Origin of the sequence: Sulfoacidibacillus ferrooxidans (genome assembly GCF_022606465.1) — a bacterium.
In the GTDB taxonomy this organism is placed as follows: domain Bacteria; phylum Bacillota; class Bacilli; order Alicyclobacillales; family SLC66; genus Sulfoacidibacillus; species Sulfoacidibacillus ferrooxidans.
This window is the reverse complement of record NZ_JALBUF010000005.1, coordinates 81303-95287: the sequence shown is the minus strand read 5'-3', so window position 1 is coordinate 95287 and position 13985 is coordinate 81303. Positions and strand designations below refer to the sequence as shown.

Below are 13985 nucleotides of genomic sequence, written 5' to 3'. Positions count from 1 at the left end.
TACGACCTTACAAGCGATCAAAGGAGACTCTCCCTAACATCCCCGTTTGAACATCGCGCAACAACAATTCCGACGCATGAATGATATCTGGCGTGCCACCATGATGTAACGCACCACGACTCAGCGCCACTTGCATAAGCATAGTTTCTGGCTCACATGATGGTTCTATCTCTACATGATAACGCTTAGATAATTCTAAAGGATAGTTCATACATAACCACGATAATAAATCTAACGCTATCTCGTCCACTCGTAGCACAGAAGACTTAATGGCACCAGACCATGCAAGGTGTTTAGCCACTTCAGGATCATCAAACTTAGGCCATAAAATTCCCGGTGTATCGAGCAACTCGAATTTTTTACCTGTGCGAATCCACTGTTGCTGGCGCGTGATCCCAGGTTTATCACCTGTTTTAACAACTTTTTTACCCACGAGGCGATTAATTAACGAAGACTTTCCTACATTAGGAATGCCAAGCACCATGGCCCGAATGGCCGTTCTACGAATACCCTTTTTCGCCAATTTGGCAAAGACGGGAGCTGTCACCTCTTGTGCAGCACGTAAAATCAGAGGTATGCCATCCCCTTTTAGAATATCGACGGCTACAGCCCGTTCTTGTTCACACCCATTCCATAAAGCAAGATATTGCTGTGTAATCATCTCATCTGCCAAATCAGCTTTGGCTAATATGCGAACAGATGGCTTTGACTGCGTGAGCTCTTCCATCATCGGATTTCTGCTAGAATTAGGCAATCTGGCATCGACAACTTCTAGCACTACATCGACAAGTTTTAGTTGTTCTAAGACCTCTTTGCGCGCTTTGGCCATATGCCCTGGAAACCATTGAATACTCACAAGGCAACCCCCAAATAGAAAAGCGAGGACTTGGCTGCTCCAAGTCCCCGTTTTGTTCCGAGTCGTTACAGTAGTTCTTTGATACGAGCTTTCTTACCGCGCAAATTACGCAAGTAATACAATTTCGCACGCCGAACCTTACCGCGACGGACTACTTCAAGCTTATCGATCTTAGGCGTATTGAAAGGAAATGCACGCTCCACGCCAACACCATAAGAAACCTTACGGACAGTAAACGTCTCACTGACACCTGTTCCACGACGCTTGATGACAACACCTTCAAACACCTGAATCCGTTCCCGTGAACCTTCTTTTACTTTCACATGGACGCGAACAGTATCGCCTGGGCGAAACTTAGGTAGATCACTGCGCAATTGCTCGGAAGCGATCTCGCGAATTAATGGATGCATAAAAACCCTCCTCCCGACAGGTGTTCTTACTGGTTTGTTCAGTAGCGGACCACCCTGATACCAGACGCCATTATATCACATTTGAATCCAAATGGCTAGTATTGCACAACAAACCATCGATACAAATAATATCCCAAATCTAACACTTTAGGGTTGTTCAATTTGCGACAACAAATCCGGTGGAACTTTGATTTTTAATTTTGGGTTATTAAATCCAAAATATAGTTCCGTCGCATCAAATGCAGTAGTCCCTAAGCCTGGAACGCCCACTGTCGACTGCACTTCCACCTGACGCAAGATGTGATCCGTGGTATCTACCCAAACGGTATACAGTGCCTCACGTGGAATTGTACGTTTGTTAACGTCGGCACTTGCACCGATCCCGCCCAATAGCGACCCACTCGCCACAGCCTTAAACTGATAGACATTGCACAACCACGTAACAACTGTCTGTTGTGGTAGCTTATATACAAGCTTTGGTGGCGAGTCTGTGATCAACTGACTAAGCGAATTCCACGGAGTTAAGTCTGTGATCGGCTGCATCGGAGACCACCGATTCCCATCCTTTTCATATGCGAAACTTCCATCTTGATAGATCTGATAACTACCGCCGCCGATCGACTCATCCATCGAGATCGTCCCTGGTAGTTTTAAAGAACCATAAAACTTCACTGTCTGTACATAGCGACCTGTATGAGCTTGCATCGTCGCTTTCAGATTATAGGAAACGACATCACTCATGGTAGAAATAGCCGTGGAGATATCCGATAAGCCATTAGGATCGACAGTTCTCTGTACCGTAGCCTTGTTAATCAATGATGGATCAGACACTAAATTACAGCCGGTCAATAAAACAGACGCTCCAACCACAGCTAACCAACGCCATTTACTCTTCTTCACGATATGGCCCCCTTTCGCGTACGAATGCGACGAAAGAGTCCGACGATAATCGTCAAGGCATACCCGATATCAACAAGCAATAACCACGGCACTCGCTGAAAACCAAGTAACATGATCTCTTGATGTGCATAAACTGAAGACAATAACTCAGGTCTAGATTGAGAAGTAACATGCGCCAATTGCATATCGACAAGATTGCCATAATACACGCGAAATACGCGAGAAAGTTGCCCGTGTGAATACACATACCCACCAAGATAACGCGTGGAAGATGGGCTGAGCAAACTTGGTGCATTCGCAATAATCCAATCTCCATTTTTGTGCGGCATCACCGTTTCAAAACGGAAAGAATCCCGTCCACTCACCCATAAGCGATCCCACGTCCCTGCACTAGACAGTCTAAATATCTGCGCTGGCACTGTGTTCACTAACAGAGAGTCTTGTCCACTGCCATTTAAATCCGCAAAATCCACATCAGTAGTCAAAGGATGGAGATAAGATCCAGGCAAACTCGCAATCAATCGAGGTTGCTCTGGAGGCAGCGAAAGAACTTGGATCACATTATTCCCCTCTACGATGATCTGTGGATTCGGATCGACGCTAAGCGGTAATATATGATGCACACCTAAAATAGCTACACCCTGCGTCTTCACATGTACTGGGACGCCCTGATAAGTCCCTGTCAAATAGCCTCCTTGCAACGACAACCCATCCGTAACATCGATTTGATGTCCCGTAACCTGCTCCCAGTTATTCGCCTCAGACGAAGCTGTCTGCAAGCTCAAATCAGCCAATGACTGAGCCGCAGTTCCAGGACTCAATAGCGTGGAGAGTAGTGAACCTGGATCAGATGAAAGCGAGAGATACATACGAGTACGATCTTCTAAATTCAAAAAATGCGAAGTCATAAAAGGAAAATCAACTAATCCTAACGACCAAAACGGCAATTGGACAAGTTCTTGCGGCGTTGCATAGTGCGTGATAAAGCGCAATCGTCCAGGACGAATCGCCATGACATCATAAGAATGTTGAAGTTCTACAATGGCAGAGCGAATCGTCGTTGCAGATTGTGGATTGGTATTGAGCATGTGTATAAAATCTTGTGCCTCATCTTTAATCGGCCGATGACCACGCAAAGTAATGATCTCCTGTGCTCCCGGACGCAAGGGATCAGATACCGTAGCGACAGGCAAACTAGCTACTTGGGGATCAGGACTTGCCAAATGCCCAATATAACGCACATTAAAAAAGGAGAGCGTCCGTAAATCGTGTAATGGAATAAAAATCTGAACAATCGTTAACGCGATAACGACCAAGAACAGCCGCAGTGTTTTGATACCCACTAAATAACGACCAAGTGCCAAAACAAGTACTACAAAAACAACAAAATCTATAATTCGCCAAGTGAGTGATTCACCAGCAAAGCTAGAAATCCCAACGCCGACCATGACGCAAAATAAAGTAAATCTCACAACTACCTTGCGATCGCGTTTCGGAAATGCATACATAAAAAGTAGACTAGCCCCAATGACTAACAGTACGCCAAGATAAGAATACTGAAGGGTCCACGCTGTAAAAACAAGTTGATAAAACAACAGTGTCCAAAGCGCATAGAGAATCAGAAAGGGAGTCGTCAACCAACGCCTTAATGCGAAGTTAGTCACCGTTCCGTCTCCCCTTCCGCTCCATAAATCAGCACTAACGTACCTACCATCCAAAATAAATAGTTCATAGATGGCACTTCAAAAATATTTTCTACAGCATTATGTGACACAACCACAATGAGCGAACTAAACACGCCGATCATTAAATACCGCATTCTGGGATCGACCGTTCGTTTCAGTACCCGATAGACATCGCGTAAATACACAAAGAGTAGACCAAGATAAGAAAGCAGACCTAATAATCCCGTTTCCGCAAGCGTCTTCGCATAATAATTATCTACATAGATAATCCCAAAATACTTAGAAGCCACCGCACCACCATATCGACCTAGCCCAGCTCCAAATAATGGATCTTTGCGCATTTGGTTATAGGCATGACCCCAACGATCGATACGACCACTTTGTTCCGTCTTCACCCAGTACACAGGAGATAAGAATTGATCCATACGCGCATGGATAGGAGGAACAAAGAAAATAGCTAGCACAGTCAATACGACTGCAATGATGGTTAACCGCTTGTCCACCAACCACGTAAACACAAGTGCTCCCACAAAAAACGCAACCCATGCCCCACGGGTAAACGTAAATACGAGGGTAATCATACTAATAATCGCGGCGGCAATATAAAAAATACGTGGTCCTTTTCTTTTTTCATAGAGAGCCAATCCCGCGGCATTAGGCGCAATAAAAGCCACATAGGATCCAAAAATATTAGGGCTACCAAACAATGAGTACACCCTCGTACGAACATGTTCACCTAAGTTAATCCACGAAGATGGAATGGGTGCTTTCATGACATACTCATAGACTCCGTGAATAGCCATTAAAAACCCGATAAGAACCATGAATTTTAGAAGTGGAATAATATCCTCTCTGTCAACCACATAGGGTAAGACAATGGAGAATAGCATATAAAGATAGTCAACGCGCCAACCTGCAAACGCAACAGTTAAATAACCAACATCCATCAGAATATATGCTAACCCAAGAACTGCCACAAAAATAATATATCGCTGTGAAGGATACATCTTTCTTTTTGTACCTGACATTCTTGCGCGAATAGCATAAAAAGCAAGCAAAATAAAAACTAATTTATCCCAGGCAGCACCAACGATTCCCCATGGATACACATGCAAAAAATAGTCCGCCACTGGAAAGGCCGCTAATAGATACAGCGGCCATTTAAGCCGCGGCGGCAAAACACTTTCCCCCAAATGATTTCACCCCAGATCATTTCTAATGCATTTCACAGTACGCCACATTATAACACATGACTAATGAATAACCTGAACATACTTCGAACTTACCCAGCCCGTAATTCCATTGCCATCCATGATCTTATCCCAGCCAGTAGACGAAGCTTGTAACAAAACGACATATACACCGTTTGTCAATTGATCTACAGTATCTGTGGTCGTCGTAGGATTGTCAACTGAATTGACAGCCAGATAACTTCCGTAGTTAATGCCTACAACTTCCATCATGTTTTGTAAACTCACATCGTTCCAATTAACAAAGCCTGTCTGTCCATTGGCCAATTGCACTTCATCCCAGCCCGGAGAATCTCCAAGCACAGTAAAATTTGTCCCTGTAGGGATCGATCCTATAATCGACGGTTGAGACGTCGTCGCATCTGCAGGAAAGGAGTAAACACTCATTGCAGAAGTGGCTTGTCCAATGGCACCAGTCGGATATGGAAATACCTTGCGAGTGGCCTGTTCTCCCATCAGAGGCTCACTACCGATCGTCGTGCTATAAGGTTGCATCTCAGCCATAATGCGAGCAATGCTATTTGCCCAATAAGGATCGGTCGCATAGTCCACATTCATGCCATCTAAGTTTGCCCCATTATAAAACGATCCATTTGCATTGAGATAGGAATTGCGCACAAACCACGCCTGAAAATTAATATCATACTCAATGGAGCGAAATGTTGCAGCAGCATCAGGGTTCGTTGTGTATGCCATATAGCCAAATAAATTATCTCGGTTTGTAGCAAAATACGATGTTCCCCATGCAGATTCAATAATCGCATGAGCCACCAAATACTGTGCATTGACGCCATAAGTATTTTGCGCCTCAATGAAATATTGTCCGGTATTTTGCAAAACACTGTTTGCTGCAGCATTTTGTGAGATAAAGTTATTAATTTGTGTAGCAGTTAAATTCGATTGCGTTTCGAGATTCATCGTCTGATACGGATTTTCCCACTGTCCAACATAGACATCACCTGTAGGAAGCACTTCATACCAATGATTGTAGTCATTGGATACATACGTTTGTCCAGCTGTCATAAATGAGGGTGCAGGTGCAAGCGGAATACTAACAGAACCCCAGTTATCGACGACTAGCCCATTTTCAACGGTAAATGTATCTCCATACGGCGATTTCACACTCGTCGGATAGTTAGAATACACCACCGAGTTGTTCTCACTATCGATAACTTGAACATGATCTAACGTCTGCGCATAAGCAAGTGCAGCTGCCTGCGTATCAAACGACCGAACAAGTTGAAGATATTGGTATACTCCGTATGTACCAGAGGAAGTCCACACGATATGATCTGTACTCAGTTCAACAACGACTGAACTTGGCACTGTTTTTGCTAAGGTAATAGCAGAAGCTTCATCAACGAAAGATTGAATAGTCTTACTTCCCACCTCAACTGCGTATGCAGGGACATTGGTGTAGATCACCGCTTGTGTAGCAATGGATTCCACTGTGACATTGGATAATCCCTGTGCAAATGATAAAGCATCACTTTGATCAGTAAATTGCTTTAGCAAAACGCCGTTTTGGTACACATTAAATCGCGGAATATCATCCCATACATCTTTGCCACTCGCGATGTCGATCACTTCACTTTGCTGACTTTGCTCAGCATATGTCTTGGCGTTATTCAGTGTACTAAAGGATTCCGTAAATTGTTGATTAATCAGGACGCGATAGGCTGCACGCCATAAAGTTTGATGGGTGTCACCACTAACTACAGACGCCGTTTGCATGCTACGAGCAGCTGTAAGCGCCGCTTCGTACGTTTGATACATCGATGTCGAACCTTGAGAAACCACTTCGTAGTTTTCTGAGTTACTCCATACAACAGCTCCCGTGATGCGACTGAGTACCATCTGTGACGGAGTACTCTTTGCCACGGCAATAGCCTCAGCTAGAGTGGAATATGTCTGCGACTGAGAAATGTTGCCTAAAAGAAGGGATGATTGCGAAGAGACAACCGCATAAGGGTGAACAATATTAGTGTATACAATAGATCCATTCGTCCCACTTACAACAACGGCATCCTTTTCCCCCTTAGCAAACGTCGTAGCCACAGCCGCTGTCGAAAAATATTGTTGCTTGGCGACCCCAGCCAAAAGATAAGATACAATATATCCCGACACATCACCAGAACTTGCATCCCTACTTTGGACAGGTTGATTTTGCAATGTCCAATGCCAATGAGGAACTTGTTGCGCGGATAAGACATCTGCCTTGGCACTAATCGGTAAACCAACCGCCATGATCCCTGTAAGAAGTGCGGCTAAAATCGTCGAGCGTTGTCGAACCATACGTATTTTCCCCTCCAGCATCTATTATGTCGATGCCGGAGGAATTCTGTCAATGATAGACTCATAGATTTTAGTTTTATGAGTTTTGCGCCACAACAAATGCCACGTTTGTCTCTAGTGGTTGCACCTGATAAGGAATGGGTGTTTGACTTGACACTAGCCCCGGTTTTCCCCCAGACACGTGTTGGATTACATAGGAATAATGAAAGTGATCAGCTAATAATTGTTGCTCTGCCGATTGCAACGATAAATGTTTAATATTAGGTACAATGCCGTCACCCTGCGGCACAGCTACTTGTAAAGTTACCGAACTTCCAGCCTGCGATAGAGTAATCTGTGAAGGTGACGACGCAATGACAGCCCCAGGTTTCATACTTCCTTGAAGTGTTACCGATTGCAATGTGACAGAATGAAATCCATGTGTAGCAAGTAATTGAATCGCAGCACCCGCACTCAATCCAGTCACCGACAAAGAAGCAGGTGTAGTACTAGTAACGGTTGTCTTTGGTGCAGGAGTTGCAGATGATTGCGCTGAAGCGCCGTTTCCACTCCCCCCTCGCAACAGAGAAACTCCACCATAAATAATACCTATTGCGACAAGTACACTTACAACTAAAATAATCATGACACGAGAACGTGAAACAGACCGTGTTTCATCCTGATCAAACTCGTCCTCTTCATCATCAAAATCGTTAGTGTCCACATCCTGCACAGTAGACTTGTGGCGACGTACTGGCGTGTTTGCAGAGCTCAACACTTCTTTGCGCGAATCCTGCAGTGGATCCACAGATTTTGCAACTTGTCGCGGGATGACAATCGTCTCCATCGACGCTTCCTGTCGCGGTTCCTTTTCGATAGGTTGTACAATGTCTGGATCACTTTGAGATGAGGCTGCTTGTAGAGCGATTTTGCGACGTTGCTCTTCAATGAGCATGGCTTCTAAAACCATCTTCACATCTGCAAATGTCGTACATGGAGTTCCTTCCCCTTGCAAACGCAAAAGACCCATGCGCAACACCGCAGAACGTTCAAGCACACGATTGGGATCTTCAGATTGATTAATTCTTTGCTGCAATCTAGAGCCAAAAAATTGCGTCATTGTAGCGACATATTGGTCATTCGAGACATGCGGTTCTTTAGATGCTTGCGGCAACAACCCTAAAAGATGTGGCTGCATCCCATCCCAGATGATCTGCTGTTCAGAAAACCGAAAACGAACTCCAGATGCTAAAAGTTCTTCAACTGCATCGGCTATCTTCACAAATGCCGACAACAAATCATACCGTGAAAGATCAGGTAGTCCAAACACATCTTCCTTGCGGCTCTCAAAAACACAATAAAACGCATCGTCGCGCGGCAATCCATCAAATAATTCTGCAACATAAGCATGCGAGACGCTCACACGTCTCGCTAGCCACTCATCCATAGAATAACGATCCAGATAATGACTAGACATCGCCGCAACGAGCACTGGTCTCCCTAATCGACTATCAAAACCCTTAGCAATATTCCAACCGTCACACTTGGCATCAATTGAGTTAACATCATAACGCTCAGATAACTTCATGGTGCGATGCATCCTCCTCGCCATGTAGACAAAAGCCCATGATCATTAATGAGCGTAAGAAATTTCTGCGGCCGCCCGATCTTTTCGCCGTTTCAGTCGCGTTTCCCGGCGTTCTGCAGCTGTGTTATAGTGCCACCATTCTTCATCCACTTCGGGCAGTATCGGCGGAACGATAGCAGGTTTGCCATCCTCATCAAGTGCAACAAAAGTCAGATAAGAAGTAGCTGTTAGCCGCTTTTCACCAGTCATCAAATTTTCAGATTGAATACGACAGAAAATCTCCATCGATGTATGATGTGTCCAAGTGACAAAAGCCTCTAATTGAATAGCTTCGCCCACTTTAATAGGTGCGAGAAAATCCAGACTATCACTAGAAGCAGTCACAACCGCCTTGCGACAATGCCGCATCGCAGTAATGCTAGCAATCTTATCCACATAAGCCATGACTCGCCCACCAAATATCGTACCGTGTAGATTGGTGTCTGGCGGCAATACAAGATCAGTCATATAAGTGCGCGATTCACTCACTCGTTTGCCTTCCATAGTTATCCCCTCACTACCATTTGTAAGACTGAAATCGTCGGCCAAACAGTCGATGTAAACGTTAAATATCCCACAACTATAACAAGAAAGGCCATGAATACCCACATTGCTTTTTTCATTTTTCTATTCCCCCATGTATGAATGATGAGTTCGAGAGCGTTCAATCTCCACACCCACTGTTTCAAAAATCCCTGCAATAGGTGCCCCTGGTTTCTCCATATGTACAACCACAGTATGTACGATGGGATAGCAGCGCAAAACAGTATTTGCAATATCTTGTGCTACAGACTCCACCAGTTTCCTTTTACGCCCCTCAACCACTTCTTTGACTCTATTATACACATCTCCATAGTCGACTGTTAGCGTTAGATCATCATGCAATGCGGCAGGTTCAAGATCACAAAGAAGCCGAAGAGAAATCACAAACCGTTGTCCAAGTCGCTGTTCCTCAGTGAAGACACCATGGTACCCAAAAAACTCCATATCGCGAATAAAAATGACATCTGCCATCTTTGCTCTCCTTCATACAACGCTCTATATGCATTATACTTTATTTCATGTACACCTGAGATGCCGCATGTAATCCTGCCACATAACCTGTAGAAAAAGCTACAGTAATATTGTACCCACCTGTATGCGCGTGTACGTCCATCACTTCCCCCGCAAAAAATAATCCTGATTGTAACCGAGATTCCATCGTACGCGGATCAATTTCTTTTACAGTCACTCCACCACCGGTAACGGTAGCTCGTGTTAAACCAAGTGTATCGGATACATGAACAGGAAAAGCCTTAAGATAGGCAACAAAATCAACGAGATGCTGTTTGTTAACTTCAGCCATCACTTGATCCGCAGGCAATTGTAGACGATCGATCACATAATTAGCAAGGCTTGTCGCCGTTACATCCTTTAAAATTGTACGCAAACTTTTCTTAGGCGCAGCATGTCCAATCGCCACGATCTGATCAATCAACGACTGTGCAGACCTGTGTGAATCACTATCAATGGTCAACAAAAGTGGTTGCTTCCGATGTTTCATCCAACTTTTTACCGCATATTGACTCACTCGCAACGCAGCAGGGCCCGATATTCCAAAGTGTGTAAATAAAACATCGCCTTCTTCTGTCGCTATGATTTTGCCACGCGGATCATGCAGGCGAAGAACTGCCTCGCGAATCGCTAATCCCTGCAAGTCTTTGCCTTGAATCACAGGATCATGAGAAACCAACGCAACCGATGTCGGATAAGGATCGACAATCGTATGTGAAAAATGCTGTGCAAACGTGTAGCCATCTCCTGTAGACCCCGTCTCTGGAACGGAACAACCACCTACAGCTATAACCACCGCATGCGCAATAAACGCGCCTCCAGACTTCATTTGCACAGTAAATTGCCGATCCGCTTCACTGTATAGCACACGTTGTACGATTGCTTCGAGCACAATATTCACTTTCTGTTTTGCAAGCTCTTGCAAAAGTGCGTCAAGTACAGTCGATGCTTTATTGGTCACAGGAAACATTCGCCCGCGATCCTCTTCTTTTAATGGGACACCTAGTTCCGTGAAAAACGCGATAATATCTTCATTTGACCATTGATTAAAAACACTATGTAAGAACCGACCATTGCCGGGTATGTTTTCAATAATATGATCAGTTCCTCGCGCATTGGTAACATTACACCTGCCCCCACCAGAGATCAATAACTTGCGCCCAAGGCGATTCCCTTTTTCAAGTAAGGTCACCTGTGCACCATTTCTTGCAGCACCAATCGCTGCCATCAAACCAGCAGGTCCACCGCCAATCACGATCACCGTTGTCTGCTCCAACTCGTTAATCAATTGCATCATCTTTTCTGGTTTTTATAAACAATAAACTCAACCCCAATTTTTTATGATGTTCAAGCCCTTTTTATTGCAATTTCGCGTAATATAGTAGGATGTATATGAATATGTAGTGGAGGGATCACGTTGCAAGTGCAAGCGAAACGTCTATCAACCATTTCTTCAGCCGTTTTTTTTGAGCTTAATCAGTTAAAACTGGAAGTTGCAAAAAATGGCATGCCCGTGATCGACCTTGGCATTGGATCACCAGATATTCCACCAGCTGACCACGTCCGCGCAGCTTTTGTAGAAGCTCTCCACGATCCAAGTATCTTTAGATATGCGACCACAGAAGGTTCAGAAGAATTTCGTCACACAGCTGCTGCATTCTTACATGAGCGCTATGGAGTAATGGTCGACGCACAAACAGAACTACTAACGGTGATGGGTGCACAAGATGCACTATCCCATATCTCGCTTGCAGTTGTTGATCCAGGTGATATTATCTTAATACCCGATCCCTGTTACCCTATATACGAAGTGACTGCTCTACTAGCAGGAGCCATTCCTTATCGGATGCCACTGCGCGAAGAACATGATTTCTTGCCAGACTTAACAGCGATTCCAGCAGACGTGCTACGCAAAGCAAAGCTGATGATACTCAACTACCCAAGCAATCCGCTCACAGCACTTGCATCCGCTTCCTTCTTTTCAGAAGTAGTCGAGTTTGCTTTGCGCCATGACCTTTTGGTTCTTCACGATGCCGCCTACATCGAACTTACTTTTGACGGCAAACAATCCCCTTCATTCTTAGCTACACCCGGCGCAAAAGAAGTGGGTATAGAACTCCATTCCTTATCAAAGACCTTTAACTTCGCAGGTCCGAGACTTGCATTTGCCGCAGGCAATAAAGACATGTTACAAGCGCTGCGCATCGTGAAATCAAATATCGACTATGGTGTCTTTCGCGCAACGCAACATGCAGGGACTGTCGCATTGCGCGATCACCCTGAAACACACATCACACATATACGTTCATTATACCAGACAAGACGAGACGCCTTTATGAATCCATTGCGACAAGCAGGTTGGGATCTCTATCCCTCCGAGGCGACGATGTTCGTGTGGCTAAAAACTCCGTCCCACATGACTTCGCGCGACTTTGCCAAACACCTGTTACAAACAACTGGAGTCGCTTGCGTACCAGGCGTTGGTTTTGGAGAAGAAGGCGAACATCACGTTCGATTCGCCCTTGTACAACCAGACCACATCCTCACAGCTGCTGCAAACCATATGATTGCAGCATTCCAATAAAGCATAGCCAAAGAGAGGCGGATCGATGCCGTCTCTCCACTATTTTCCTGTTTGTTGCTCCAGATAAATGCGAAGACGGTTGAGCCAATCAGCCGCTTGCGCACGCGTGATCCCTTCATCAGGCTTAAAAAGACCATCTTTATACGCCGTAATAATCCCGCGTGATAAAAGATCACTGACCGCACCATAAAACCAATCGTTAGGTTTCACATCTGCAGGCATACCAGAAACATAATAACTAGCTCCGATATGAGTTGGCGTGACCGTATCGATAGGCCCTCGTGGAGCTGTAGCAACAGGGATCTTGGATTGCGGTGGAATCGGTGCACCTGCTACTGGCATAGTTGCTGCGCGTGGTGCTGGAAACTGTTCAATCTGACCTACAGCTTGCAACTGCATGGAATTGGCCGATTGCAGATCCCAAAAACTAATTCCTTGTCCACCCTGCGCATGAACGGCTTGTGCAAACTCCTCTATTTGAGAACCTGTAACAGATCCATACGCTTGGCCAATAGGTGCAAAAGGCAACTTATACTCCTGAAGCTCAGAGAAGCTCTGCGACACTGCAGCCTCTGGCGTCATCGCAAATTCTCCCCAATAAATTTGTGGTAAACAGACATCGCAAAACCGACTGAATTCAGCATACGGAAATGTCTGATGATCACTTGGAAAAGCAAACGGCGAATAGCCCATAATCAGATGAGGATAATGGCTACGGATAATTGTACACAACTGAGTAGCTGCATCTGCTTGACCATCGAAACTTTGCTCAGCATCGAGTACATACCAATCAGCCCCCATATCAATAACCGTCTGCGCCGCAGTACTTTCTCCTAACACGTCATTGCCATAGACGTATCCCCAGGCAGCAACAGTAAATCCAGCCGCTTTTAGAGGCCCGAGCACTTCCTTAAATTGCGGCCATACAGTGGAGCCATCATGCGCTTTGACCAAGAACCCAGAAAGCCCCATTTGTTTCCCTTGTGAAATTATGGTGTCGACATTCCCACCAAACGTCTGATCCACTTCCCAAATCCACATTTGTTTCCCACTATATAATGCCGAATTCATGTGCCTCACCTCCATGCGATTCGATCATACGAATCGCTTTACCATTTACAGTACAGCGAAGATACCGAATCGTTGACGGCTGACACATAAAAATGACAACTTGGACGCACATAGTTAGTCACATGTCCGGATGCGAGCCTTGATCAACAGCGCATATACCCTTGCGCTGACATCCCTATAACGGGTGTGTAAGCTTCATCTGTATTCTGATCATGTGCGATGTCCTCATCTCCAAGCACACACAATATATGTATGAGTTTCAGTAGCTATCGTGA

At 45.0% G+C, this 13985-nt stretch carries 12 protein-coding genes; 1 reads left to right on the top strand and 11 read right to left on the bottom strand.

What is annotated here, in order from left to right; genetic code table 11:
- Positions 1 to 7 precede the first annotated feature (7 nt).
- From ylqF to MM817_RS09130, 10 genes are all read right to left on the bottom strand, one after another.
- Positions 8 to 856 carry a ribosome biogenesis GTPase YlqF gene (gene ylqF, locus MM817_RS09175; RefSeq protein ID WP_241714034.1) on the bottom strand — a complete coding sequence of 283 codons (849 nt, stop codon included), beginning with the start codon at positions 854 to 856 and terminating at the stop codon, positions 8 to 10.
- 65 nt (positions 857 to 921) lie between these two features.
- The gene (gene rplS, locus MM817_RS09170) at positions 922 to 1266 is read right to left on the bottom strand and encodes a 50S ribosomal protein L19 (RefSeq protein ID WP_241714032.1); all 345 of its coding nucleotides are present in this window, start codon (positions 1264 to 1266) and stop codon (positions 922 to 924) included.
- A 147-nt stretch (positions 1267 to 1413) separates the two neighbouring features.
- Positions 1414 to 2166 (bottom strand): hypothetical protein, encoded by a 753-nt coding sequence (locus MM817_RS09165; RefSeq protein WP_241714030.1) that lies wholly within the window; start codon positions 2164 to 2166, stop codon positions 1414 to 1416.
- A complete protein-coding gene (locus tag MM817_RS09160; protein ID WP_241714021.1) occupies positions 2163 to 3830 on the bottom strand; it encodes a hypothetical protein in 1668 nt (555 codons plus the stop codon). Before MM817_RS09160 ends, MM817_RS09165 begins: the two co-directional genes overlap by 4 nt.
- The gene (locus MM817_RS09155) at positions 3827 to 5029 is read right to left on the bottom strand and encodes an O-antigen ligase family protein (RefSeq protein WP_241714019.1); all 1203 of its coding nucleotides are present in this window, start codon (positions 5027 to 5029) and stop codon (positions 3827 to 3829) included. Before MM817_RS09155 ends, MM817_RS09160 begins: the two co-directional genes overlap by 4 nt.
- A gap of 75 nt (positions 5030 to 5104) precedes the next feature.
- On the bottom strand, positions 5105 to 7396 hold the full coding sequence (locus MM817_RS09150; RefSeq protein ID WP_241714017.1) for a glucosaminidase domain-containing protein: 2292 nt from the start codon (positions 7394 to 7396) through the stop codon (positions 5105 to 5107).
- A 76-nt stretch (positions 7397 to 7472) separates the two neighbouring features.
- A complete protein-coding gene (locus MM817_RS09145) occupies positions 7473 to 8963 on the bottom strand; it encodes a hypothetical protein (RefSeq protein ID WP_241714015.1) in 1491 nt (496 codons plus the stop codon).
- 45 nt (positions 8964 to 9008) lie between these two features.
- The gene (locus tag MM817_RS09140) at positions 9009 to 9506 is read right to left on the bottom strand and encodes an acyl-CoA thioesterase (protein WP_241714013.1); all 498 of its coding nucleotides are present in this window, start codon (positions 9504 to 9506) and stop codon (positions 9009 to 9011) included.
- 123 nt (positions 9507 to 9629) lie between these two features.
- Positions 9630 to 10016, bottom strand: coding sequence for a dihydroneopterin aldolase (gene folB, locus MM817_RS09135; protein ID WP_241714011.1), 387 nt, complete (start codon positions 10014 to 10016; stop codon positions 9630 to 9632).
- Between the two features lie 40 nt (positions 10017 to 10056).
- The gene (locus MM817_RS09130) at positions 10057 to 11343 is read right to left on the bottom strand and encodes a BaiN/RdsA family NAD(P)/FAD-dependent oxidoreductase (RefSeq protein WP_241714009.1); all 1287 of its coding nucleotides are present in this window, start codon (positions 11341 to 11343) and stop codon (positions 10057 to 10059) included.
- A gap of 135 nt (positions 11344 to 11478) precedes the next feature.
- Here MM817_RS09130 and MM817_RS09125 point away from each other — a divergent pair, with 135 nt between their 5' ends.
- Positions 11479 to 12639, top strand: a complete 1161-nt coding sequence (locus MM817_RS09125; protein ID WP_241714266.1) for an aminotransferase class I/II-fold pyridoxal phosphate-dependent enzyme — start codon at positions 11479 to 11481, stop codon at positions 12637 to 12639.
- Positions 12640 to 12678: 39 nt separating this feature from the next.
- Here MM817_RS09125 and MM817_RS09120 read toward each other — a convergent pair whose 3' ends face one another.
- On the bottom strand, positions 12679 to 13710 hold the full coding sequence (locus MM817_RS09120; RefSeq protein ID WP_241714007.1) for an S-layer homology domain-containing protein: 1032 nt from the start codon (positions 13708 to 13710) through the stop codon (positions 12679 to 12681).
- Positions 13711 to 13985: the final 275 nt, after the last annotated feature.

Coding starts and splice junctions, on each gene's coding strand:
- MM817_RS09150 (WP_241714017.1), bottom strand. CDS start 7,396: ATGGTTCGACAACGCTCGACGATTTTAGCCGCACTTCTTACAGGGATC.
- folB (WP_241714011.1), bottom strand. CDS start 10,016: ATGGCAGATGTCATTTTTATTCGCGATATGGAGTTTTTTGGGTACCAT.
- MM817_RS09145 (WP_241714015.1), bottom strand. CDS start 8,963: ATGAAGTTATCTGAGCGTTATGATGTTAACTCAATTGATGCCAAGTGT.
- MM817_RS09120 (WP_241714007.1), bottom strand. CDS start 13,710: ATGAATTCGGCATTATATAGTGGGAAACAAATGTGGATTTGGGAAGTG.
- rplS (WP_241714032.1), bottom strand. CDS start 1,266: ATGCATCCATTAATTCGCGAGATCGCTTCCGAGCAATTGCGCAGTGAT.
- MM817_RS09140 (WP_241714013.1), bottom strand. CDS start 9,506: ATGGAAGGCAAACGAGTGAGTGAATCGCGCACTTATATGACTGATCTT.